The following is a 23,218-nucleotide window of genomic DNA, read 5'->3' as shown; positions in this document are numbered from 1 at the left end:
CGCCTCGCGGAAGACGATAGGAACGGCGACCCTGGTCAGGTCGAACGCGTGTCGAGCTCCCAGTCGAACTCCCACAGCCGCAGTGGTGTGCCTACGCCTGCGGTGAGAGCGAACCGTCCGTCCGGGGTGAACGCACTCGCCCAGATACCGGACTGCCGTGTGTCGAGGGTGTGCAGGAACCGTCCGCTCCGCGGATCCCACATCTGGATCACGCTCGTCGGCCTACCGGGCATCACGGCCATGACGAAGCGTCCATCGCACACATATCGGACGGTATGCACGTCGGCGGGCAGATCTCGCTGGACGTGCACACACGCGCCGGAGGCGAGGTCCCACAGCCGGATGGTTCGGTCATTACCGCTGGACAACACGAAGCCCCCGTCAGGGCTCAACGACACAGATCTGACCTCCGTGTGGCCGGCCAGGACGTGCGTGCACTCACCGGTGCCCAAGTCCCACACCCGCACCGTGCGATCCCAGCTTCCGGACACCGCGCGGCGACCGTCCGGACTCACCCATAGATCGGTGGTGATGTAGCCGTTGCGGCCATGGCCGGGGACCGTTTTCACGCATCGACCGCTGTCGAGGTCCCAGAGGTGAATGGCTTTGGCTCTGTCACAGCTCAGCGCCCAGCGCCCGTCCGCGCTGAAATGGGCCGGCTGGGCGCTACCTCCGGTCTGCTGTTCGGTGATTCTCATCAGGCAGTCGCCGGTGTCGATCGACCACACACAGATCTCGCCGTCCTGGGTGGCAGACAGCACTCGCTGCTGATCCGAGCTGAACCGAACCGCGGTCACCGAGGACAGGCGATTGCCGAGCCTTCCCTTGGCGCGTCCCTCGCTGGTATCCCATTCCCGCAGGCAGCGTCCCGTGCTGGTCTCATAGACGCGTAGGGTTCTATCGCCGGATACCAGGCGCGCACCATCCGGCGACAGGTCTACCGCGGAGGGCGATACCGCGAGCCCGGGGAATTCACCCCTCTGCCAGCTCGCCCGCACACCAACACGCGGAAGGGCACCGGACAGAGCTCGCCAGGCAGCAAGCACGTGTGGGGCGCGTTCGTAGCCGCGGGTCGCTCGCGCCCGGGTGAGCAGCTCATGCGCATCGGCGTACCGGCAGGCGGCGATCGCCGATTCCGCGGCATCGACGAGCGCGGTCACGTCGGCGTCGAGCGCGGACAGCTCCTCGTGTCGGCGTGGACGGCTCAACTGCGGCGGTGCGGTGTACCTGCTCGGCAGGGTCGACCAGCGCACCATGTCCTCATCGGCGGCGACCGCGTGACCCATATCCGGCGACAGATGCACCTGTTGCTTCCAGCTCGCGGTGGACGAGAAAGGTGCGCAGGCAGCGGCCGCCGGCCAGTTCCCAGAGCCGGGCGGTGCCATCGCTTCCGCCGGAGAGCAGCCAACGGCCGTCACTGCTCCAGGACAGCGACTCCACCCGGCGGGTGTGGCCGGTCAGCGTGCATACTTCCTGCCCCGTGGCGAGATCCATGAGGCCGATGTTCTCCCAGGTGCCCGGTCTCGTCTCGCACGAGCGGGCCATCGCCACGGTTCGGCCGTCCGCGGTGATCGCTGCGGGCACCGCCCCGTTCACCCCGTGCAGCTCCCACTGTGGGACACCGGTCTCGGTGTCCCACAGTTGAATTGTGTCATCGGAGGTGATCAGCGCGAACCGCCCGTCCGGGGACAGTCGACGCAGATGGCCGCCCCGGCCGAACTGCCTGCGCACTATGCCCGTACGCGCGTCCCAGATCATCACATTGCCGCCGCGCGCCTGCGTAGCCGCAATGCGGGCATCCGCGCTGAGTGAGACAGCCGCGATGGGCACCGAATCCCGCATTCCGAGGTATCGGATTCCAGGGGCAGGGCCTTCGTGCGTTTCGGTCTGCCACACGTCGCGGCCACGGGTCAGGTCCCACAGCCGCACCTCGGTGTCGAGACCACACAGGGCGTAGCGCCCATCGGCACTGACGTCGATCTCCTTGTCATTGTGTGGTGCGTCCCGTCGACACAGGCACTGTCCACTGCTGATATCCCAGAGCCCGATATGTTTCCTGGAGGCAACCAGTGCCCGCTGTCCGTCCGCGGTGTATCGGATCTTCGTCCTCGGCGCGTACTTCGCCGCGCGGCCATCGGTTTCGGTCACCCACCTTTCGTCCTCGGGCCACCAGCTCATCGTGCGGGTTTCGACGCGGCGCGCGTCGGTCAGTCGGTCCGACCGGAGTGTGCGGAGGGCGCCGGCGATGTTGCGCTGTTCCGGCGCGATGTGCTCGACAGTGCGAAGCAGCTCGTCTGCTGTGGTGAGGGCGCCGCGCTCCAGATGTACCTCGGCCAGCAGGTAACTGGCCAACTCGGAGTCTCCGGACGCCGTGCGCGCGGCCTCGAGCTTGCTGACGAGCACATCGTCGGTGATTGCGCCGGTTCGCCACTGACGCAGGCCCGCATTGTACGTGGCTTCCAGGTGCCGCGGGTCGGCCTCGTGCGCTGCGGTGAACATGGCTTCGGCCTCGGCTGTCCGTCCCAGGTCGAGCAGCGAGAGCGCCCGGTTGTTGAGCTCGTCGGCACGGAGGTCGGCGGCAGGTGGCATCGTTCTTGGATACGCAGAATCCATTGCGGTCTGGTAGATCTCGGAGATCTCCGCGGCGATGCCGGCCATCGAGCCGGGTCGATTGGACGGGTCTGCGCTCAGACGATGGGACGGGTCATGGTGCAGGCAGCGCTCGAGCAGATCGCCGAGGACGGCAGGCATCGCGGGCATTCCCGGCCTCGCAACCTCCCCGCGGCGATAGGCGTTCAGGGTCTGTCCCGCCGCGTCGCCGCGCTGCCAAAGCCGTGTGCCGGTGAACATCTCCAACACCGACACCGCGTAACTGTAGACATCGGTGCGCCGGCTCACGACTTTGTCCCTCAACTGTTCCGGTGAGGCGTACGCAGGTGTCAGACCGGCCCGACTCACCTGAACGCTGGCCATCTCGCCGCCGTCTGGGCCGGGCTCCCACCCGGGCAGGGGAACCCCGGGGCGAGCGCGGGCGAGGCCGAAGTCGGTGACCTTCACGGTGACGTCGCCGTCAGCGAACACCACGGGCAGCCCGTCGATCCGACGAACGTAGTGGCAGCAGCAGACATTCGGGTGCAGACCCACCTCGACCCATGTCTCGGCTTCCTTCTCGAACATCTGGCGAGTTCTGGCGGTGAGCACAACATCCGGACGAAGCTGCTTCATCGCCAGATCGATCCCCCACTCCAGGTGCTCGACCTGGTAAACCCATCCCATCCCGCCTCGGCCGGCCAGCCGGACCACCTTGTACCGGCCGTCGATGACATCCCCTGGCCGCCAGAGTGGCCCCTGCTCGGCGCCGTTCATCCCCGCACCTGCTCAGGCGGGATGGAGTCCCGGTGCGACCTGGGATGAGATGTCTCGATGACAGCCATCGACCCCTGATGCTCCATGATCGGCCCTTTCGCCCGAAACATCCTGACTGCCAGTCACTCTAAGGATCAGTCGGCTAAGGCGCGACGAGGCGCTGGGCGGCGAGCACGGTGGCTGCTCGCTGGACGGTCAACCGATCGCCGCCTGCGCGCCGCTCGGCGAGGACGGCGTGCACGGCGGTGGTGCGGGCGAGGTCGGTGAGCATTCGCAGCAGCGCAGGTGCCGGGATGTCGGCCGTGATCCGGCCCTCCTGCTGGCCGCGACGCAGTTCGGCGAGTTTCGGGTCGATGGTGCGGCGCACGAGTTGAGTGACGTCGTCATCGTCGGTGGGTTCGAGCTCCGACCATGCCTGCAGGCGGGCGTTATCGGGGTTGGCGACGAAATGGTCGAACAGCCGGCCGACATAGCCGGGCACATCGTCGGCGCGCAGGGCGGTTTCGGCGGTGGTTTCGCCGGTCCAGCGCTCGGTGACGGCGGCATAGAGCTCGCTCTTGCCGGGAAAGTAGGCGTAGAGGCGGTCCTTGCTGGCGCGGGCGGACGCGGCGATGCGATTGATCCGCGCTCCGGCGATACCGAACTGCGCGAACTCCGCCTTGGCCGCCGCGAGTATCCGCTCCCGGGTCGCCTCACCTGCCGCACGCATGGCCGCATCGTATCTTGCCGAACCATCTGGTTCGGCACTATGGTCGTTCCCGAACCAATTGGTTCTGGACGCCCGGCGAGACGAGGACACGATGGCCGCACGGTGGCAGGAACTCAGGGATCGGACCGAGGGTGTCTCGGTCGCCGAACTGGACGAGCTCTGGGGCAGGCTGCGGCCAGCGCGTGCCGAGGACATCCTCGGCGAATGGCGTGGCGGCGCCTTCCAGACCGGTCACCCGCTGTGCCGGGCGTTACCGGCGAGCCGCTGGTACGGCAAGACGTTCCTGGCGCTCGACGACGCCAAACCGCTCATTTGCCGCGCCGAGGACGGCACCCTGTTCTCGAATGTCGAACTCGGCCAAGGCGAAGCGACCCTGTGGAATATCGAGTTCCGCGACGAGGTCACCGCGACGATGGTCTACGACGGGCGCGCCGTATTCGACCATTTCAAATGGCTCGACGACACCACCCTGATGGGCATCATGAACGGGCGACCCGAACTGGTGCTCGCGCGCGGCGAGCATTTCTACTTCCTGCTGGAACGGGTGTCCTGATGCGCACGAGCGCCGTCCTGTCGCGGGACCCGGCGGCGGGCTTCACGGTCGAGACCGTCGATATCGACGAGCCGCGCGCCGGTGAGGTTCTGGTGCGCATCGTCGCGGCAGGTGTGTGTCATACCGATCTGGTGAGCCGACGGGCGGGCGCCGTCGACCGGCCGGTGCTGCTCGGCCATGAGGGTGCGGGCGTTGTCGAGGCGATCGGGCCGGGAGTGAGTGTGGTCCGGCCGGGCGATCATGTGGTACTGACGTTCCGGCACTGCGGTGACTGCGTCACGTGCCGCGCCGGACGTCCGGCCTACTGTCGCCGCGCGAACGCATTGAACCAGTTCGGGCGACGCGCCAACGGCACACCGCGGGTGACCGTCGACGGCGCGCCGATACTGGACGGGTTCTTCGGGCAGTCGAGTTTCGCGGGATATGCGCTCGCCGCCGAGGACAACACCGTCGTCATCGACCCCGCGACCGACCTCGCCGTGGCAGCACCGTTCGGGTGCGGATTCCAAACCGGCATGGGCGCGGTGCTCAACGTCTTACGTCCGGAGCCGGGTTCCTGGCTGGCGATCTACGGCGCAGGTGCGGTCGGCACTTCGGCACTGCTCGCGGCGCGGACGATCCCCGATGTTCGTGTCGCCGTCGTCGAGACCTCTGCGGCACGTCGCGATATGGCCCTGGCGTTGGGTGCCGACGCGGCCATCGATCCCACCGAGGCGCCGACCACCCCGGCAATCCGTGACCTGACCGGCGGCGGCGCAACCCACGCGCTCGACACGACCGGCGTCGCGAGCGTCCTCGGCGATGCTGTCGCCGCACTCACCACCGGGGCCACGGTGGTGGCCGTCGGGCTCGGCGCAGGCACGCCGCCGGTCGATATCAGCGATATCGTGCTCTACGGCAAGACGATTCGCGGTTGCCTCGAGGGTGACGCCGTCCCGGGCGAGTTCATCCCGCGCCTGCTGGACCTGCACGCGCGCGGTCTGCTACCGGCCGACCGGCTGATCACCCGCTATCCGCACACCGAGATCGGTACCGCACTCGAGGATCAACGCGCGGGGCGAGTCATCAAGCCGGTCCTCACCTGGTAAGCCACCTGGACACCACCGCCGCGGCACCCACCGAACTCATCCGATTCCGGCGACTCCGGGTACGGCGCCAGTGGTGATACGACAGGATGTCACCGGTGCGTCGGCCACCCGACACCGACCACGTAACGGTAGCTGAAAATTTGCCAACAGGAGAACGGACCCTTTTCCGCCCAGTGAGGAGCAGAATAGATGCGTTCCACCGTCCGCCGAGGGCTTGCCGCCGCCGCGATCACCGCCGCGGGACTCACCGCGCTCGCCCCGGCAGCCGCCGCCCAACCGTCCATCTACGACCCGGTGATCACCCCGTGCAGCCACCTGTTCCGCACGCCATTGGAAGCACCGCGCCCCGGCACCGATGTCTATTGGAGCCCGTTCGGCACCGGCGGGATCGTGTGCTACGACGACGGCACCGGGATGGAGAACTACTATCAGCGCGATCCGTGGGGCGGCTGGCACGATATGAACGAACTGATGCCCGGCCAGTTCTTCTTCGTCATATTCAGCTCGACAGTGCCGGACCAGGCCACCTGGGGGTGAATCGCCACCCCCGGCCGTTCTCCGGGCGGGTGTTGCGGATTCGCGGGGATCAGGTTGCCGGCCAGGCGACTTCGTCGATCGCGAGCCACGGCGCCCTCGCCACGACGGCCGGGGTCATCGCGGTCATCGCCTTGGTTCGACGGTGAAGATGGGATTGGTCGGCGTAGCCAGCCGCGACGGCGGCATCCGCAGGCGGGCGTCCTGCCGCCAGCAGATGGGCAGCATGGTCGAAGCGGACGAGTTCGGACGCATGCTTGGGCGAGACTCCGAGGAGGGCGCGGAAGCGAGACCAGAGCCGCTGTCGGGACCAACCGGTCTCTGCGGCAAGAGTCTCGATGCGGACCCGGCCTCTGGTTCGGACCGCCCGATCCCAGGCGTAGGCGATCTCGGGTGCGATACCGAATCCGTGCGGTACCCGGCTCCGAAGGAACGCGGCCGCGAGGGCGAAGCGCTCGTCCCACGACGGTGTCGAACGGAGTCGCTCGGTCAGGAGGGCAGCGCCGCTGCCCCACAGATCCGGCAGCGGCGTCACGGCGCCACCGAGGACGTCGGTGTCTCGGAGAGTCGCTGCGGCGACGACCGGAGACATGCGGATCTGCAGGACCTCACCGGGCCCCACGCTGGTGAGGCGAAAGGCGCCGCTGCGGAGGCCGACGATCGCGTTCCCCGTGACCGGGTGCCCGAGGACGTCGTAGGCGACTCCGCGCTCACTGAGATCGAACAGCAGCGTGACCAAAGGGTGTGGGATCATCGTGATGTCGACGGGGACTGCATCGCGGTAACGAAAACCCGCCATCTGGACTCCAGGAGCGGGTGGGCGCACCGGAACGGCGACCTCGACCCGACTCCAGTCCCATCGGCCGGCTGCGATCATGTCTCCAAGGCTAGCCGCAGCGCGACATCGTGACATTCGTCCAATACGGCGTGACGAGCCCGCGACGAAGCTGCCGGTATGAGCGAATCGAGCCCCACCCGGACACCTGCCGACACGACGATCCACGGTGTGCATGTCGCCCTCGACGGGAACCCCGCGGCACCGCCCTTGCTCCTCATCCATGGTTCGGGCGCAACCGGTTCGACGTGGGCACCGGTGGTGCCGTCGCTCGCCGCCGAGTATCGGGTGATCACGATCGACCTTCCGGGATGTGGCCGGTCCGCGCCGGCATCGACGTACACCGTTGCACAGCAGGCGGATCGGACCGCGGCGGTGTTGGACGAGCTCGGCGTCCGGAACCTGACGGTGGTCGGTCATTCCAGTGGTGGGTATGTCGCTACCTCCCTCATAGAACGTCGTCCGGACCTGGTCGGCGATCTGGTTCTGGTCAGCACGGGCCCGAGCCACGCCGCACTGCTCCCCGAACCGGCGATCCTCCGGATCCTCGCCTCGCCGCCCTTCGGTCCGCTCGTATGGGCGATCCGTACCGAGTCGATGATCCGCCGCGCGCTGGCCGCGACCGCGGCGGTACCGATCACGGTGCCCGACAGAGCCGTGGCCGATATGCGAAGGACGTCCTATCGAGCTTTCCGCGCGATTCTCGCCGCCTACCGCGACTACCTCGCCGAGCGGACCGTGCCCCAGCGCCTCATCGACACCGGAAAGCCCCTCCTCGCGATCTTCGGGGATTCCGACCCACGATGGGATCCGGCGTCGGCGCACCAGTACGAGGAGGTGCCGGGTGCCGAGCTGACGTACCTTCGCGGAGTAGGACATATGGCGATGCTCGAGGACGGCGACGCCCTCGCGCGTATGATTCTCCACCGCGCACCCTAGACCGTCACGAGTCGACAGCCCGATCGGCCGAGTGCGGCAACAACTTCTCGGGCAGCATCCGCTCGTCGTCAGGCCCGGTCGAGGTGGTTCTTCAATACATCGAGCCGGCCGTCCCAGTCGCGGGCGAGCGCTGCGAGGAATCGCTGCGCCACTTGCATGGGCGCCGAATGCAATCGGTAGCGCACCCGGCGCCGCTCCCCCGGCTCGGCGATCACCAGCTCGGCATCCGAGAGCAGCGCAAGGTGTTTCGCGATCGCCTGACGGCTGATCGGCAGGCGGGCCGCCAGGTCGGTGGCCGTGGCGGGCCCGCCCGACGCGAGCTCCGCCAGGATCGCGCGCCGGCTCGGGTCGGCCAGCGCGACGAATACCTGTTCGGCGATCGCTTCGTTCTCAGGCGGCATCGAGGTAGGTCACCAGCTCACCGAGTTCCTTCATCCACCCGTCGACATTGCCGGAATGCGCGGTCTTGTGCGCTTCGCCGTCGAGTTGGGCGAATCCGGTTTCGACAACCGTCAGCCGCGTATGGTCACCCACCGGCTCCAATGTGAATTCCACATAAGTGCGTCGCGGGTCGTCGGCGGCCAATCCGTATATCGGCCAGGTGAATCCGAAAATCCGCGGCTCCTCCACCCGCTCAACCCGCAGGTCTTGGCTATCCCCCTCGTCCCACCGCATCCAGGCCTCACCTCCGGGGCGCAGATCGATCCGCGCTTCGTTACCGAACCATGTGCCGAGCCCCTCGGCCGTGGTAATCGCCGCCCACACCTTCTGCGGTGGGTGCGCCAACTCGACTGTCCGCTCGATCCGATCAGGAAAACCCATGACTTCCTCCATTTAGTAGCAACTTGATGGTTGCAATAGTATGGCAACTGATTGGTTGCGTCAAGGTGTGATGTGCGGCGCCGTTCCTGGGGGCGTCTTCGGCAACCAGGGAGCTGAACCCCCGTGCACCCACCGGCCTGGACTCACCTGCACCGGCCCGTAAACTGGGCAGATCATGGCGCGCACTGAATCGGATTCCTGCCCCGGGGTGTTGCGGCTGCATGAAGCCGCCGACGGACCACTGACGCGTATCCGAGTGCCCGGCGGGCGGCTCGAGCCGGAACAGTTGCAGGTGTTGGCGGAGGCCGCAGAAGAGCTCGGTGACGGCGCTATCGAACTCACCTCGCGCGGAAATGTGCAGTTGCGGCAGGTACGGGATCCAGATGAGCTGACGGCGCGGCTGGAGGTCGCGGGTCTGCTGCCGAGCCACACCCATGAGCGGGTGCGCAATATCGTCGCGTCACCGTTGTCGGGGCGAGTCGGGGGCCGCGCGGATGTCCATCCGCTGGTTCGCTCGCTCGATGACGGCCTGCGCGCCGCAGCTCGGCTCGCGGAGCTGCCAGGGCGGGTGTTGTTCGCACTGGACGACGGGCGCGGCGACGTCAGCGCACTCGGTCCCGATATCGGCGCCCACGCCGTCGATGAGGACGAGTTCGCCCTCGTATTGGCCGGACGTGACAGCGGCATCCGCGTCTCGGCAGCCGATACTGCGGACGTACTGCTGGCCGCCGCGCACGGATTTCTCGATCTCGGCTCCGATCAGTGGCGGCTGCACGAGATCGACTGCGGCGTCGACCGTCTCACCGACCTCCTCGGCCTGGCACCGGGACCGCACCGGCTGGACCTCGGTGCCGCACCGCAGCATCCGATCGGCTGGTTCCCGCAGGACGATGACCTGATCGCCTTGGGCGCCGGTGTGCGCCTGGGATCACTACCCGCCCGCACCGCCGAATTTCTCGCTGCCGTAGAACGGCCCGTATTCATCACTCCGTGGCGCTCACTGATTATCACCGACCTCGATGAATGGCCCGCCGAACAGGTCGTGCGAGTGCTCGCCCCGATGGGCTTGATCTTCGATGCCGGCTCCCCGTGGTTGCAGGTCACCGCCTGCGCGGGCCGCCCCGGCTGCGCCAAATCCCATACCGACGTCCGCGCCGACGCCACCGCCGCCATCGAATCCGGGCGGGTACTGCCATCGGGCGCCGACATCCCCACCAACGAGACCATCATTCCCGCCGAACAGATCATCACCGCCGGCCGCCAGCACTGGTCCGGCTGCGACCGCCGCTGCGGACATCCCGCCGGACCGGTCACCGACGTCACCGCCGGTCCGGACGGGTACCGCGTCATTCAGTCCTGAGAAGCCGAATAGGGCGCCACGATCACCCAGCGACAATCAGGCCGCCCAGTGGCCGTTCTCCTCGAAGGGTCCGCTGGTGCATGGATCAGCCTGGCCCGCACAGGAGCCTTTCGACGGCGTTGATCACCTCCACCGTCACGCGATCGAACATGGCATCGGCGTCGAAACCGGCCTCGGTGCGGGCGCGACGCAGCAGCGGCACGTCGAGATCCGCATGGCCATCGAGCCATGCTTGCGGCACCGGATATTGATCGGCGATCGGTTCACCACTATCGGCTCGATAGTCGACGAAGAGGACGAAACCGTAGATGCGCAGTGTGAGATCGCTGTGCACGAACAACGCATCGGGCAACGGGAGCCCCACCGCGGCAAGGAACTCCAGGAACTGCTCCGGTGCGATGAGGCGTTGCGCGGGTACGCGAGCATCGCTCACCCGCTCGTCCAGCGACACGAGCAGCGCTCGTGGATACCGCCGGGCAATTGCGCGGTGCAGGTCACAGTAGGCGCGCAGGCTCTCTCGCCATCGAGTGGGATCGAGTTCGGGAGTCGGCCACCCGGACAGCCACAGCTCGACCGCTCGATCAACGACCTCCTGCCGATCCCGGACGTGCCGGTAGAGCGCACGGACGGTCACACCGAGATCGGCAGCAAGGTCCTGCATCGACACCGACGCGAATCCGCAACGCCCGGCGCGATCCAGCATCGCCGAGGCGATCGCGTCGGCGGTCAGCGTCGCCCGGCCACCCCGGGTCAGCGGACTACGGCGGCGACGACCGGGCGGGAGCGGTTCGGACACAAGACCGGACAGTACCGCACGGGGTTAACGTTCACACCATATTGACATCAATGGGTCATTGTTTCCAGACTGTTGAGCGCACACCTCGATACCGATGTGGCACGCACCTTTCGAAAGGCACTGTGATGAACGCCGGCACCTTGCAGGATCCCGAACTCGACCGTTTCGTCGCCGAGTTGCAGCAGCGCAGCCTCGACCAGATTCCGGCGATCGGGTCGTACTTCGCCGATCGGGTGGCGCGCGACGACGCCGCTGATCCGAACGACCTCGATGCCGACGCCAACGATTTCCTGGCCGATAAGCTCATCGCCCTCGAACACGACAAGGCGATGTTGTGCCACCGGGTATGCCTGGCCATGCGAGCCCGGCAGGTCGTGGAGGTCGGCACATCGTACGGGGTATCGACGCTGTACCTGGCACAAGCGGTGCACCTGGTGACCTCGGCCGACGGTGGCACGGGCCGGGTGATCGGCACCGAGATCGAGCCCGCCAAGGCGGCAACCGCGCGCCAAAATTTTCACCGCGCCGGTCTCGACGAGCTGATCGACCTGCGCGAGGGCGATGTCCGCACCACCCTCGTCGATCTCGATGTCCCGATCGATCTCGCATTGATCGACATCTGGCCGGTGCTGGCGCGGCCCGCGCTCGAGCTGATCGTCCCGAAGTTGCGGCCCGGCGGCGTCGTGTTCATCGACAACACCGATGGTCACCGCGAGAACTACCGAGACGCTCTTGCTTTCATCGATGACCCGGCCAACCGGCTACTCAGCCAGACCCTGCCGTTCTCGAGCGGATTGGAGATGGTGGTCAAACAGTGAGGTCCGCATAGCCACCAACAGTGGCCGCGCTGCTCGAACCGGCGGAGCATGCCGCCGGCGAGGCGGGCGCCGACCCGCCACGGAGCAGCCCGTTACCCGAGCAATAGGCTGAGGGGCATGTCCGACGTGCGTGCCAGTTATCTCACCGACGCGGCCGAGATCTATCGGCGGTCGTTCGCCACGATCCGTGCCGAGGCCGACCTCAGCGGGTTTCCGCCGGACGTCGCGCAGGTCGTGGTGCGGATGATCCACGGATGTGGGCAGGTCGATCTGGCGGGAGATATAGCGTTCACGCCCGGTGTGGTGGCTGCGGCGCGGACCGCATTGCAGGCGGGGGCGCCGATTCTGTGTGATGCGAGCATGGTGGCCTCGGGGGTGACCCGTAAGCGGCTGCCTGCCGATAACGAGGTGCTGTGCTTGCTGGCCGATTCTCGGGTACCGGAGCTGGCGCAGCGGATGGGCACCACGCGCTCGGCGGCGGCGCTGGAGCTGTGGGCCGAGAAGCTCGACGGTGCCGTGGTCGCCATCGGTAACGCCCCCACCGCACTGTTCCATCTGCTCGACATGCTCGATGCCGGGGCGCCGCGTCCGGCGGCCGTACTGGGCATCCCGGTCGGTTTCGTCGGCGCCGTCGAATCCAAGGACGCGTTGATCGAGGCGGGCGGTGTCGACTACCTGACCGTGCGCGGCAGGCGCGGGGGCAGCGCCATCACCGCCTCGGCACTGAATGCGATTGCGAGCGAACAGGAATGACCACACCGGGCAAACTGTGGGGCATCGGGCTCGGCCCCGGCGATCCGGAACTGGTGACAGTGAAGGCGGCGCGGGTCATCGGCGCGGCCGATGTGATCGCCTTCCACAGCGCACGGCACGGGCGCAGCATCTCCCGCGCCATCGCGGCGCCGTATATGCGGGCGGACCAGCTCGAAGAGCATCTGGTGTACCCGGTGACCACCGAGACCACCGACCATCCCGGCGGCTACCAGGGCGCTATCGACGAGTTCTACGAACAGGCCGCCGAACGGCTGGCGCGACATCTCGCCGCCGGACGGACCGTCGCCCTGCTGGCGGCAGGTGACCCGCTGTTCTACAGCTCCTACATGCATATGCACCGGCGGCTGGCCGACCGGTTCGAGGCCGAGATCATTCCCGGCATCACTTCGGTGAGCGCGGCGTCGGCGGCACTTGGCACCCCGCTGGTCGAGGGCGAGCAGGTACTGACCGTGTTGCCGGGCACGATGCCGGTCGACGAATTGACTCACCGCCTGCGCGACGCCGACGCTGCTGCCGTCATGAAATTGGGCCGCACGTATCCGGCGGTGCGGCAGGCCCTGTCGGATTCCGGCAGATTGGCCGATGCGTACTACGTCGAGCGGGCGAGCACCGGACGCCAGCGGGTGCTGGCCGCCGCCGACGTGGCCGACGACGAGGTCCCGTACTTCGCGATCACCATCGTTCCCGGACCGGAACCGACGACCCCGCTGCGCATCAGCGCACCGGCCGAGACTCGGTCTACCACAGGGCATTCAGTGCCGGCCACGGCCTCGCACGAAGCCGAAACGGTGACCGCCGGCGACTCCGGACTACCTCCCGCCCTCGACCACCCGCACTCGATAGCGGTGGAAAAGATCGCTCACACAGGCGAAGTCATTGTGGTCGGCCTCGGCCCCGGTGCGACCGTGTGGACGACACCCGAGGTCGATCGCGCACTCGCCGACGCCACCGACCTGGTCGGCTACACCACCTACGTCGATCGCGTCCCGATCCGCCCGGGTCAGCGCAGGCATGCCAGCGATAACCGGGTCGAATCCGAGCGCGCGGCAATGGCATTGGATCTGGCCAAGCACGGCGCGCGCGTTGCGGTGGTCTCTTCGGGCGACCCTGGTGTCTTCGCGATGGCCGCTGCGGTACTGGAGGAATCCGCAGATCCGCAATGGAAAGGCGTGCCGGTGCGGGTGCTGCCCGGCGTCACCGCCGCCAACGCTGTGGCGAGCCGGGTCGGCGCGCCGCTGGGCCACGACTACGCGATGATCTCGCTGTCCGATCGGCTCAAGCCATGGGATGTGGTCGCGCGACGCCTGTCCGCGGCCGCCGCAGCGGATATGGCCATCGCCATCTACAACCCCGCCTCCAGCCAACGCACCTGGCAGGTCGCGGCCATGCGTGAACTACTGCTCGAGCATCGCGCGCCGCTGACGCCGGTCGTGGTCGGCCGCGACGTCGGCGGCCCCTCCGAATCCGTGCGCGTGGTCTCCCTCGCCGATCTCGACCCCGCCGACGTCGATATGCGCACCCTGCTCATCATCGGCGCGTCGACGACCTCGGTGGTCGACACCGATGACGGACCCCGGGTCTACACGTCCCGCCGATACGAGCACTGACCAACGATCATCTCCCACGCCCGGTGAACCGGCGTTCGCAGATATCGATCACCGCTCGCCGGCGAGCGCGTAACCGGCAGGAACAGCGGCGCTCGGAGTTCGACGCGAGAGCCGCGGCTTCCCAGCCCACCGCCGGCAGCGGGTAGACTCGTCAACATTCCACTATGGAGTGTTGTGAGAAGGGAGCACGGGGTGGCGGACCGCACGAAGAGACGGCCAATGAACTCCACGGCCGCGTCCCTGTTGGGTTTCCTGCACGAAGGCCCCATGTCAGGCTGGGATCTGGTGAACCTGGCCCAGGAGCGGATCGGCGATTTCTGGACCATCACCCAGAGTCAGGTCTACCGCGAACTCACCGCCATGGACGCAGCCGGCCTGGTGGAGAAGGGCCAGACCGGCGCGCGCGAACGCACCCCTTACCAGATCACCGAGGCGGGCCGGGCCGCGTTCAAGGAATGGATCGCACGCGACCCCGGCGCCGAAACGATCCGCGTCCCACTCCTGCTGACGATGTCGTTCGGTGAACACTTGGACCCCGCCTACCTGGACGAGCTCATCACCGCAGGCCGCGAGGTCCACCAACGACGTCTTGACGGCTACCTCCGCGAGGACTGCGCCACCATGCGCCCCCACCAGCACGCCACCCTCGAATTCGGCATCGCCTACGAACGCGCCGTCCTCGCATGGTTCGACCGCCTCCCCACCCTCCTCGCTCGCGAGTCCATCGATATCGGCGCTACTCACAGCCCAAAGCGCTAGCCGAACCGCACGAAGACGCCGACACCAGAAGCGAGTTCGGAGAACTAGTTGCATTATGCGATCGGTTTGCGTAGGTTCCTAACTGCTTGCATACTGCAATCAGAGAGGATGTTCGATGACGCAGGTGGTGCGGGTTCAGAACTTCAGCATTTCCCGTGATGGGTACGGCGCCGGGGAGGGTCAGAGCCTCGAGCGGCCGTTCGGGAGTGCGAATCCAGCCGATTTCATGTCGTGGGCCGGGGCTACCGCGCATTGGGTGAATCGGACCGACCCCGGCGGGAGCTATGGCCTCGACGACTACATCACCCGTGATTACGCGAACAATATCGGTGCCGAGATCATGGGGCGCAACAAGTTCGGTCCGCAGCGGGGACCGTGGGAGAACTACGACTGGCAGGGATGGTGGGGAGACGAACCGCCCTTCCGCACACCCGTATTCGTGCTCACTCATCACCAACGGCCGTCGTTCACACTGGCCGACACCACATTCCACTTCCTCGACGCGGCACCGGCAGAAGCCTTGGCGCGCGCCTTCGAGGCCGCCGACGGCAAAGACGTGCGGATCGGCGGCGGTGTCGCAACAGTCCGGGAGTTCCTCGAGGCCGATCTCATCGACCAGATGCATGTGGCGGTCGCTCCCGTCGAACTCGGCGGCGGCGAACGGTTGTGGTCGAGTCCCGAGGAACTGACCGATCGTTTTCATCTCGAGCAGATCCCAAGTCCCAGCGGCGTAGTGCACCATTTCTTCTGGCGACGGTGAGCACGCAGGCAGTCAGGCGCGGAGTGCGGCCCGACGCAGCCAGTCCATCGCCTCGGCGACAGTCGTAACACCGGATGTGCCCTCCGGCACCACGGGCCGGTCGATCATCACCACCGGAAGCCCCGCCTCACGCGCGGCGGTCAGCTTCGCGGCAGTATCGGCACCACCGCTGTCCTTGGTCACCAGCACATCGATACGGTACGCAGCCAGGAGCTCGGCTTCGGACTCGACGGTGAACGGCCCCCGGGCCAGCAAGAGTTCATGGCGGGGCGGCAGCGCCGATTCCGGCGGATCGATGGCGCGGATCAGGAACCACTGCCGGGTCTGGTCGGCGAACGCGCCGACACCTTGGCGGCCGATCGTGAGGAACACTCGCTCCCCCAGCGCACTGACGCGCGCGGCTGCGGCGTCCAGGTTGGGGACGCGAATCCAGATGTCCCCCGGACCCGCCGACCAGCCGGGGCGGCTGAGCAGCAGCAACGGTATATCGGCGGCTCGGCACGCGATCGCCGCATTGCCGGTGATGGTGCCGGCGAACGGATGAGTCGCGTCGACGACGGCGGCGATCCGGTGCGTCGTCAACCAGTCCCGCAGACCCTGCGCCCCGCCGAAACCACCGATACGAACCCGACCGGCGGGCAGCACGGGTTCGCGAACGCGTCCGGCGAGCGAGGAGACGATATCGAATCCTCGCTCGCCGGACGCGATGCGGGCCAGTTCCCGGGCCTGCCGGGTTCCGCCCAATATCAGGATGTTCAGGGCTGGCCGCTGAAGTAGGCGAGGCCCGCGTTCAGCAACTCCGGACCACCGGCGACCGCGAGGCCGATGATGGCACCGAGCACGGCACCCGGCAGGACGCCGACACCGAAGAACAGGATGCCGACCGCGGCGCCGATCAACCCGCCGACGAGCGCACCGAGCGAGGCGCGCTGCAGTTCGGCCATGAACCAGCCCTGCGCCGAAATGGCCTCGGCCTGGCTCGGTGCCGCGGCGGTCGGGGTGATCTGCGGGGTCAGGGTGAGTTTGGTGTTGTCGGCGTCGAGGGTCGCGGCGATCTCCACCGGCTGCCCCTTGGCGGTGGCGGACAACGGGATCGTGGTGACGACGGCGCCGTCGGAGTTCTTCAACGCCACTGTCTTGTCGTCGGTGTCGAGGCTGAACGTGCCACCGGAGACGGTGGTGACCAGCGACTTGCCGGCCTCGGCGAGCTCGAGGGTGTAATCGACGCCCTGGTCTTCACCGGTGACCGCGGGCACAGCGGTGCTCTGGTCGTGTGAGGCGGGCGGGGTGGGTGCCGGAGCGGCGTAGGAGGTGCCTGCGGCGACACCGGTGGCAGCGACCGCGAGCAACGCGGTGGCGGCGAACTTCTTGTACTTCATGTGACTCCCCGGTCAGGAACTGGGTTTTCCGATCATGATCGGAACTCGGACCAGACCCTACCCGCTGGAACGATCCTGTTTCACCCATGGGCAGGACCGGATCACCGCTCAGTCCGCGCCTTTGACCACCGTCCACTGCACAACAGGTAATTGCGGCCGCCATGCGGTGAACCCACCCAGCGGCTCGGCCCGGTAGACCTGGAATTTGCGCAGCTCACCGCCGTGCGCGGCAACCAGACCGAGCAGCATTGCCTCGGACTCGGCGGTGACGGCATTGGCCACCAGCCGCCCGCCCTGGCGCAGATGCGACCAGCATGTCTCGAAAACGCCGTCCTGGGTGAGGCCGCCGCCGAGGAAGATCGCGTCCGGATCCGGGCCGACGGAACCATCCAGTGCGCCGCGCACCTCGCCGCGGACCTCGATCCGGGTGGCGCCGAGGGCCACGGCGTTCTCCGCGATCCGCTGCCGCCGCCGCTCGACCCGTTCGAAGCTGACCGCTCGGCAGGTGGGGTGCGTGCGGCACCATTCGATGGCGATGCTGCCAGAGCCGCCGCCGACGTCCCACAGCAGCTCATCCGGCGCGGGCGCGAGGGCGCTCAGGGTCAGCGCGCGGACCTCCGATTTGGTGAGCTGGCCGTCGTCGCCGAACAGGGTGTCGGGCAATCCGGGTAGCCGAGTGGCCCGGGTACTCGTGGCATCGGCGACCGCCTCGATCGCGACGATATTGAGGGGGTCGATCCGGGCGCTTTCCCATTCCGATGCGGTCGCGGTGACGAGGCGCTCGGCGGAGCCGCCGAGTTGTTCGAGCACGGTCATGGTCGAAGCGCCGAATCCGTTGCGGCTCAGCAGGTCCGCGATGACGGCCGGGGTCGCCGCATCGGCACTGAGGACGAGGATGCGGCGGCGATCGGTGAGTTCCGGCAGCAGATTCGCCGGTGACCGGCCGACCGCGGACACCACCGGGATCTCCGCGAGCGGCCACCCGAGCCGCGCACACGCCAACGACGCCGACGACGGTTGCGGGAACACCCGCAATGTCTGTGCGCCGACCAGACTAGCCAGCGTCACGCCGATCCCGTAGAACATCGGATCACCGCTGGCCAGCACGCAAATCTGCGCGTCCGCGTGCTCGCGCAGCAGATCCGGCAGAGCGGGCAGCAGGGGTGAGGGCCAGGAAATACGAGTCGCGGTCACGTCATCGGGAACCAACGTCAGTTGCCGCGCGGAACCCATCAGAACCTGACAGCCGGCGATAGCGTCGCGCGCCGCCGTACCCAACTCGCCCCAGCCGTCCGCACCGATGCCGACCACCGCGATCGGCGCACCCGGCCAGTTCATCCTCGCCGCTGCGTCCGCAGTCCCCGCGCTCACCGCCACTCCCCGGTCCGCCGACCAAATCTCGGCGCGGGCATCGGAGTCCGATCGACGCTCATCGCGGCATGCGGCGCCACACCGACCGCGGCATCATGCGGAAGGCGACGAAAACCAATCGCAGGATGCCGGGAACGGCCACTTGGCCCGCTCGCCGGTGCAAGCCTGCTACGACAGCATCGGCAACCTGACCGGCCGTGATGGAGAACGGAGCCGGCTCCATCCCTTCGGTCATCCGGCCGATGACGAAGCCCGAGCGCACCAGCAGCAGATGTACGCCGGTGCCGAGCAGGGCGTCCGCGAGCCCGCTCGCGAATCCGTCCAGGCCTGCCTTCGCCGCACCGTAGACGTAGTTCGCGCGCCGCACCCGCACCCCGGCAATGGAGCTGAACACCACGAGCTGCCCGCTGCCCTGCGCCCGCAACATGGTCGCCAGCACGGTGAGCACGCTGACCTGCGCGCTGAAGTCGGTGTGCACCACCGCCAGTGCATGCGCCGGATCGCGTTCGGCGCGGGCTTGATCGCCGAGGATGCCGAAGGCCAGCACCACCACACCGAGCTGGCCGTATTCGGCCGCCACCTTCTCCAGCAGCGCGGGATGACTCGCGGTGTCATCGGCATCGAACTCGACACAGTGCACGGCGGCCGCCCCTGCCGCTTCGATCGCCGCCGTCTCGGCGGCCAGGTCCCCGCTGCGCCGCGCCGCGAGCACCACGGTCCGGCCGGGCGCGATACGCCGCGCGACCTCGAGACCGATCTCGCTGCGCCCACCGAGCACCAGCACCGTCCCCGCATCGAGTTCTCGCGCACCACGCAATCCCATGCACCCATCCTGTCATCCGGGTCGGCGGGACCCGCAATCAGCGATGCCGCGACGCCACGGACCGCCGATCCAGAACTGGGGACCTGGTGGAAGCCCCCGGCGACCGCGAGGCCGTGCACCACCATGATCGGCAGACGCGGTGGCGTAGCCAGCGCACCCACTCGCTACCGTCGAGGCATGGCCATCGATGCTGCTGTCGAACTCTCCCCCACCGCCGCCGAGTTCGTGACCGACCGGCACCTGGCGACCCTGACCACCCTGCGTGCCGACGGGACGCCACATGTGGTGGCGGTCGGATTCACATGGGACGCAGCGGCCGGGATCGCGCGGGTCATTGCCGACGGCACATCGGTCAAGGTGCGCAATGCACGCCGGTCCGGGTACGCAGCGGTCAGCCAGGTCGACGGGGCCCGTTGGCTGACCCTCGAGGGCCCGGCAACGGTGCTCGACGATCCGGACAGCGTCGCCGATGCGGTCCAGCGCTACGCGGGTCGGTACCGGGTGCCCCGGGAGAACCCGACGCGGGTCGTCATCGCGATCCAGGTGCGGCGGGTCATGTCGAGCAGCACCCTCACCACACGCTGAGCGCGGGCCGCGGCCGGTACAGCGACAGCTCGACCGCTCAGAGCACCGTCAGACCGTGCGGGCGCTGGTTCATCGACTCGCAGCCGTCCTCGGTGACGACGACGATGTCCTCGATCCGCGCACCCCAATCACCACGGAAATAGATGCCCGGCTCGACGCTGAACGCCATTCCCGGCCGCAATTCCAGCTCGTTGCCCTCTACGATGTAGGGCTCCTCGTGCACCGACAGGCCGATGCCGTGCCCGGTGCGGTGCACGAACGCCGCACCAAGACCCGCGGCCTTCAACGGATCACGTGCCGCGGCGTCCACCGATTCGGCGCTCACGCCGGGCCGGACCGCCGCGACGGCCGCGGCCTGCGCGTCTTCCAGTTCGGCGTAGCGGGTGGCCACCTCGGAGCGCGGTTCGCCAAGGACGTAGGTGCGGGTGCAGTCAGAGTTGTAGCCGGTGGGGACCGGGCCGCCGATGTCGATGACGACCACATCGCCCTGCTGCAGGCGCCGCTCCGATTGCATGTGATGCGGGATCGCGCCGTTCGGACCACTCCCGACGATCACGAACTCGGCCTCGGTATGGCCTTCGGCGACGATCGCCTCGCGGATATCCGCGGCGACCTCGGCTTCGGTGCGCCCTGGCAGCAGCCACTCGCCCATCCTGGCGTGTACACGGTCGATCGCGGCGCCCGCTTCGCGCAAGGCCTCGATCTCCGCGGCGTCCTTGATCATGCGCAATTCCCGCAGTACGGGCGTCGCCGAGACCGGAAGGCCGCTGAAGGATTCGGCCAGCGGCAGCAGGTGCAGGGCCGGCATCGAATCCGTGACCGCGACGCGCGAGCCGACGTGCAACGCGGACTTCACGATCTGGTACGGGTCGATTCCGTCGACCCAGTCAGCGACCTGCAATCCGAGGTCCGACACGGCGGAGCCGTCCAACGAGGCGAGTTCCAGTTTCGGGATCACCACCGACGGTGTGCTCTTGTCTGCGGGGATGACCAGGCAGGTCAGCCGCTCGAACGAGTCGGCGGCGGAGCCGATCAGATAGCGCAGATCGGGTCCAGGGGTGATGAGCAGCGCGTCCAGATGAGCGGCCCGCATCAGCTGCACCGCGCGCTCGAGCCGGTCGGCGTAGACGTCCCCCGCGAATCGTGAATCCGTATGCGAGCTCATACCGGTCGACGTTACCCGCAGGACGCGTCGCCCGGATGCACTCCGCCGGTTCCGCCGTGTAGCGGCCTCGGGAGTTGCCGGTCCGGTGATGTCGGTCCCGGCAGGTAACCTCGGCCCGTGACGTCTGCCGCTCCCGCCAACGGACCACTACTGCTGCTCGACGGGGCCAGTCTGTGGTTCCGCGCCTTCCATGCGATCCCGGAGAAGATCACCGCACCCGACGGCCGGTCGGTGAACGCACTGCGCGGCTTCACCGATATGGTCGCCGCACTTATCACTCGGCACTCCCCCAGCAGGCTCGTGGTGTGTCTGGATCTGGATTGGCGGCCGCAGTTCCGGGTGGATCTGGTGCCGACCTACAAGTCCCACCGCCTCGATACCTCGGCGGACGCCGCGCCCGGCGCGGAGGAGGTGCCGGATCGGCTGACCCCACAGGTGGCGATGATCCTCGAGGTGCTGGCGGCGGCCGGCATCGCCACCGGCGGCGCCGACGGCCTGGAGGCCGACGATGTGCTCGGCACGCTCGCGTCCAAGGAACAGACCGACGACGTCGTCGTGGTGAGCGGCGACCGCGACCTGCTCCAACTGGTACGGGACACACCCACACCACTGATCCGGGTGCTGTACGTGGGACGCGGCCTGGCCAAGGCGGAACTATTCGGACCGGCCGAAGTGTCCGCGAAATACGGTGTGCCGCTGGAGAACGCCGGCCCCGCCTACGCCGATATGGCCACATTGCGCGGAGACGCCTCCGACGGACTGCCCGGTGTCGCGGGTATCGGCGAAAAGTCGGCCTCCACCCTCATCACGCGGTTCGGCTCCCTCGACGCGTTGCGCGCCGCCGTCGACGATCCCGCCGCCGAACTCGCTCAGGGCGTCCGCGCCAAACTCCGTGCCGCCGAGGCCTACTTGACCTCTGCGGCACCTGTCGTCCGTGTAGTTCGCGACGCCGAGGTCACGTTGTCGCGTCCCGACACCCTCCCCACTACTCCGGCCGACCCCGAACGACTCCGCGAACTGGCACTCACCTACAACGCCGAAAGCCCCATCACCCGCCTCGTCACCGCCATGGCCGCCCCACGCGTGTGACCTCGAAATCCCTGCGTCCGCAGTGGATCGAACAGATTGGCCGGTGGTAGTCGGCAGCCATGGCACCTGCCTCGCGCGGGCGCTGGCCGCATACGGAATCGCCGGCATCGAATGGTCTTTCGTGCAGACCACTCGATGCCGGCGATTTCCGATTGGAGTTCGGTTCGGGCGGTGCGGTGTTCGTCGCGGGCCCCGGGCTCTGAGGCGGCGACGACATCCGTCGACCGGACCGTGGTCGGGCCCGCCCGCATCTCTGCGGCGGGCGGCCCGGGTGCGGATCAGCTCGGGCGGCCGACCTCGTAGGTGCCGTCATCCTTGGTGATCTTGACGCTGACCTTCTTCGCCTCACCACTGACCTTCAGGTCGCAGCTGAAGGTGGCGTCGACCTTGACTTCCTGGCCGGCCGGGCAGGAGACATCACTGACGTCTTCGATGCCGTAGGACTCCGAGAGCACCTTCTGCACGCCGGACTGCACGGCCGCCTGGTCGAGTTCGTCCTTGGCGGTCAGCAGCAGGATCAGCGCGACGATGCCGCCGACGATCGCCACACCGAGCACGGCGAGACCGATGATCAGGCCCTTGCTCTTACCGCCGCCGCTACCGCCCTGCTGGGGCTGCTGCGGCTGGTTCGGGTTCCACTGCTGCTGGCCCTGCTGGCCCCAGTCCTGCTGCGGCTGCTGCTGACCCCACTGCTGTTGGGGTTGCTGCTGCGGCTGAACCCACTGCTGCTGCGGCTGCGCCCACGGCTGGCTCTGGGGCTGGTTCGGCTGCTGGGGCTGGTTCGGCTGCTGCCCCCACTGCGGCTGATTCGGCTGCTGGGGCTGGTTCGGCTGCTGCCCCCACTGCGGCTGCGACGCCTGCTCGCCGCCACCCCACTGCTGGGTGGGCTGCGCCGCAGACGGCTGCTGTCCACCCCACTGCTGGGTGGGCCCGGCCCCGCCGGGCGCCTGCTGTCCGCCCCAGTGCTGGGTGGGATCGTTGCGTCCCTCCCCGGGACCAGGGGCGTCGTTCGGTCCGTACGGGCCGCTCATCTGGTTGCCTCCACTCGCATCGTTATACACACGGTAGCCCCCCGCGTGCGAAAGA

25 protein-coding genes are annotated in these 23,218 nt (G+C 67.9%); 12 read left to right on the top strand and 13 right to left on the bottom strand.

Translation table 11 applies throughout. From position 1 onward, the window contains the following. Positions 1-35: 35 nt before the first annotated feature. The 3 genes from GV792_RS10880 to GV792_RS10870 all read right to left on the bottom strand — a co-directional run bounded on the left by GV792_RS10880 (position 36) and on the right by GV792_RS10870 (position 4,075). Positions 36-1,304, bottom strand: coding sequence for a WD40 repeat domain-containing protein (locus GV792_RS10880; RefSeq protein WP_163823931.1), 1,269 nt, complete (start codon positions 1,302-1,304; stop codon positions 36-38). Further along, positions 1,261-3,366: a protein kinase domain-containing protein gene (locus GV792_RS10875; RefSeq protein ID WP_163823930.1), complete on the bottom strand. Its 2,106-nt coding sequence runs from the start codon at positions 3,364-3,366 to the stop codon at positions 1,261-1,263. Before GV792_RS10875 ends, GV792_RS10880 begins: the two co-directional genes overlap by 44 nt. A 142-nt stretch (positions 3,367-3,508) precedes the next feature. Continuing rightward, complete coding sequence (locus GV792_RS10870; protein ID WP_163823929.1) at positions 3,509-4,075, bottom strand: TetR family transcriptional regulator; 567 nt, start codon at positions 4,073-4,075, stop codon at positions 3,509-3,511. A gap of 91 nt (positions 4,076-4,166) precedes the next feature. Between GV792_RS10870 and GV792_RS10865 the strand changes: the two genes are divergently transcribed. From GV792_RS10865 to GV792_RS10855, 3 genes are all read left to right on the top strand, one after another. Further along, entirely contained in the window at positions 4,167-4,628 is a 462-nt protein-coding gene (locus GV792_RS10865) for a DUF4334 domain-containing protein (protein WP_163823928.1), read from the top strand. Next, positions 4,628-5,716 carry an NAD(P)-dependent alcohol dehydrogenase gene (locus GV792_RS10860; protein ID WP_163823927.1) on the top strand — a complete coding sequence of 363 codons (1,089 nt, stop codon included), beginning with the start codon at positions 4,628-4,630 and terminating at the stop codon, positions 5,714-5,716. Before GV792_RS10865 ends, GV792_RS10860 begins: the two co-directional genes overlap by 1 nt. Before the next feature lie 189 nt (positions 5,717-5,905). Continuing rightward, positions 5,906-6,253, top strand: a complete 348-nt coding sequence (locus tag GV792_RS10855; protein WP_163823926.1) for a hypothetical protein — start codon at positions 5,906-5,908, stop codon at positions 6,251-6,253. A gap of 49 nt (positions 6,254-6,302) precedes the next feature. On the opposite strand, the gene GV792_RS10850 is transcribed toward GV792_RS10855, so the two are convergent. After that, positions 6,303-7,127 (bottom strand): AraC family transcriptional regulator, encoded by an 825-nt coding sequence (locus tag GV792_RS10850; protein WP_256668437.1) that lies wholly within the window; start codon positions 7,125-7,127, stop codon positions 6,303-6,305. Positions 7,128-7,205: 78 nt separating this feature from the next. Between GV792_RS10850 and GV792_RS10845 the strand changes: the two genes are divergently transcribed. Beyond that, positions 7,206-8,024 carry an alpha/beta fold hydrolase gene (locus tag GV792_RS10845; protein WP_163823925.1) on the top strand — a complete coding sequence of 273 codons (819 nt, stop codon included), beginning with the start codon at positions 7,206-7,208 and terminating at the stop codon, positions 8,022-8,024. A gap of 68 nt (positions 8,025-8,092) precedes the next feature. On the opposite strand, the gene GV792_RS10840 is transcribed toward GV792_RS10845, so the two are convergent. Both GV792_RS10840 and GV792_RS10835 read right to left on the bottom strand, forming a co-directional pair. Further along, a complete protein-coding gene (locus tag GV792_RS10840) occupies positions 8,093-8,425 on the bottom strand; it encodes an ArsR/SmtB family transcription factor (RefSeq protein ID WP_163823924.1) in 333 nt (110 codons plus the stop codon). Continuing rightward, complete coding sequence (locus tag GV792_RS10835; protein WP_163823923.1) at positions 8,415-8,846, bottom strand: SRPBCC domain-containing protein; 432 nt, start codon at positions 8,844-8,846, stop codon at positions 8,415-8,417. Before GV792_RS10835 ends, GV792_RS10840 begins: the two co-directional genes overlap by 11 nt. Before the next feature lie 175 nt (positions 8,847-9,021). On the opposite strand from GV792_RS10835, the gene cobG reads away from it, so the two are divergent. After that, complete coding sequence (cobG, locus tag GV792_RS10830) at positions 9,022-10,206, top strand: precorrin-3B synthase (RefSeq protein ID WP_163823922.1); 1,185 nt, start codon at positions 9,022-9,024, stop codon at positions 10,204-10,206. A gap of 85 nt (positions 10,207-10,291) precedes the next feature. Here cobG and GV792_RS10825 read toward each other — a convergent pair whose 3' ends face one another. Continuing rightward, a complete protein-coding gene (locus tag GV792_RS10825; RefSeq protein ID WP_163823921.1) occupies positions 10,292-11,002 on the bottom strand; it encodes a TetR/AcrR family transcriptional regulator in 711 nt (236 codons plus the stop codon). A gap of 125 nt (positions 11,003-11,127) precedes the next feature. Between GV792_RS10825 and GV792_RS10820 the strand changes: the two genes are divergently transcribed. The 5 genes from GV792_RS10820 (at position 11,128) to GV792_RS10800 (ending at position 15,720) form a co-directional block, all read left to right on the top strand. Next, on the top strand, positions 11,128-11,820 hold the full coding sequence (locus GV792_RS10820; protein ID WP_163823920.1) for an O-methyltransferase: 693 nt from the start codon (positions 11,128-11,130) through the stop codon (positions 11,818-11,820). 117 nt (positions 11,821-11,937) lie between these two features. Continuing rightward, a complete protein-coding gene (locus GV792_RS10815; protein WP_163823919.1) occupies positions 11,938-12,573 on the top strand; it encodes a precorrin-8X methylmutase in 636 nt (211 codons plus the stop codon). Next, positions 12,570-14,201, top strand: coding sequence for a precorrin-2 C(20)-methyltransferase (locus GV792_RS10810; protein ID WP_163823918.1), 1,632 nt, complete (start codon positions 12,570-12,572; stop codon positions 14,199-14,201). The genes GV792_RS10815 and GV792_RS10810 overlap by 4 nt, the downstream gene beginning before the upstream one ends. A 219-nt stretch (positions 14,202-14,420) precedes the next feature. Continuing rightward, the gene (locus tag GV792_RS10805) at positions 14,421-14,960 is read left to right on the top strand and encodes a PadR family transcriptional regulator (RefSeq protein WP_175583138.1); all 540 of its coding nucleotides are present in this window, start codon (positions 14,421-14,423) and stop codon (positions 14,958-14,960) included. A 115-nt stretch (positions 14,961-15,075) separates the two neighbouring features. Beyond that, positions 15,076-15,720 carry a dihydrofolate reductase family protein gene (locus GV792_RS10800; protein ID WP_163823916.1) on the top strand — a complete coding sequence of 215 codons (645 nt, stop codon included), beginning with the start codon at positions 15,076-15,078 and terminating at the stop codon, positions 15,718-15,720. 12 nt (positions 15,721-15,732) lie between these two features. Here the strand turns inward: GV792_RS10800 and GV792_RS10795 are convergent, their stop codons facing one another. The 4 genes from GV792_RS10795 to GV792_RS10780 all read right to left on the bottom strand — a co-directional run bounded on the left by GV792_RS10795 (position 15,733) and on the right by GV792_RS10780 (position 19,293). Next, positions 15,733-16,464 (bottom strand): cobalt-precorrin-6A reductase, encoded by a 732-nt coding sequence (locus GV792_RS10795; protein ID WP_256668438.1) that lies wholly within the window; start codon positions 16,462-16,464, stop codon positions 15,733-15,735. 11 nt (positions 16,465-16,475) lie between these two features. Then, the gene (locus GV792_RS10790; protein ID WP_163823915.1) at positions 16,476-17,099 is read right to left on the bottom strand and encodes a hypothetical protein; all 624 of its coding nucleotides are present in this window, start codon (positions 17,097-17,099) and stop codon (positions 16,476-16,478) included. 108 nt (positions 17,100-17,207) lie between these two features. Next, positions 17,208-18,437 (bottom strand): precorrin-6y C5,15-methyltransferase (decarboxylating) subunit CbiE, encoded by a 1,230-nt coding sequence (gene cbiE / locus GV792_RS10785; RefSeq protein WP_163823998.1) that lies wholly within the window; start codon positions 18,435-18,437, stop codon positions 17,208-17,210. Between the two features lie 91 nt (positions 18,438-18,528). Continuing rightward, positions 18,529-19,293, bottom strand: a complete 765-nt coding sequence (locus GV792_RS10780) for an SDR family NAD(P)-dependent oxidoreductase (RefSeq protein ID WP_163823914.1) — start codon at positions 19,291-19,293, stop codon at positions 18,529-18,531. Between the two features lie 177 nt (positions 19,294-19,470). Here GV792_RS10780 and GV792_RS10775 point away from each other — a divergent pair, with 177 nt between their 5' ends. Beyond that, positions 19,471-19,878 carry a PPOX class F420-dependent oxidoreductase gene (locus tag GV792_RS10775; protein WP_163823913.1) on the top strand — a complete coding sequence of 136 codons (408 nt, stop codon included), beginning with the start codon at positions 19,471-19,473 and terminating at the stop codon, positions 19,876-19,878. Between the two features lie 37 nt (positions 19,879-19,915). On the opposite strand, the gene GV792_RS10770 is transcribed toward GV792_RS10775, so the two are convergent. Then, positions 19,916-21,043 (bottom strand): M24 family metallopeptidase, encoded by a 1,128-nt coding sequence (locus GV792_RS10770; protein WP_163823912.1) that lies wholly within the window; start codon positions 21,041-21,043, stop codon positions 19,916-19,918. 117 nt (positions 21,044-21,160) lie between these two features. On the opposite strand from GV792_RS10770, the gene GV792_RS10765 reads away from it, so the two are divergent. After that, positions 21,161-22,132, top strand: coding sequence for a 5'-3' exonuclease (locus GV792_RS10765; protein ID WP_163823911.1), 972 nt, complete (start codon positions 21,161-21,163; stop codon positions 22,130-22,132). A gap of 278 nt (positions 22,133-22,410) precedes the next feature. On the opposite strand, the gene GV792_RS10760 is transcribed toward GV792_RS10765, so the two are convergent. Continuing rightward, the gene (locus tag GV792_RS10760; protein ID WP_163823910.1) at positions 22,411-23,163 is read right to left on the bottom strand and encodes a DUF4333 domain-containing protein; all 753 of its coding nucleotides are present in this window, start codon (positions 23,161-23,163) and stop codon (positions 22,411-22,413) included. Positions 23,164-23,218: the final 55 nt, after the last annotated feature.

Origin of the sequence: Nocardia cyriacigeorgica (assembly GCF_010868145.1) — a bacterium.
Lineage (GTDB): Bacteria > Actinomycetota > Actinomycetes > Mycobacteriales > Mycobacteriaceae > Nocardia > Nocardia cyriacigeorgica_D.
The sequence above is the reverse complement of the archived record's forward strand: the minus strand, read 5'-3'. Positions and strand labels throughout refer to the sequence as shown.